1 protein-coding gene is annotated in these 248 nt (G+C 63.3%); it reads right to left on the bottom strand.

Features of this window, described 5'->3' with window-relative positions; translation table 11 throughout:
• Positions 1-248, bottom strand: a 248-nt coding sequence (locus AC0L3B_RS40045; protein WP_473383507.1) for a hypothetical protein, incomplete at both ends; no start/stop codon positions are given.

Here is a 248-nt window from a genome sequence, read left to right as displayed (position 1 = left end):
GCCTCGATGTGCTGGCGCAGGCGCTCAAGCGGCGCGCTATGCGCTTCGTCACTGTACTCCTCGGGAACATCCTGCAGGCGCTCGACTACGAGCTTGAACTGCTCGATCAGGCTGAACAGTCTGTCGATCCGTTCGTCCAGGCGGGATTCGCTGCGTTCTTCCAGGGGGTCCTGCACGCATTGGATCGCCACCACGCCGATGGCCTGGGCGACGATCGACAGTATCGTCGACCACGCGGTGCTGGCGAT

The sequence above is a fragment of the Bradyrhizobium sp. Kon56 genome, from assembly GCF_055807635.1.
This window is presented reverse-complemented; position numbering and strand designations above follow the sequence as displayed.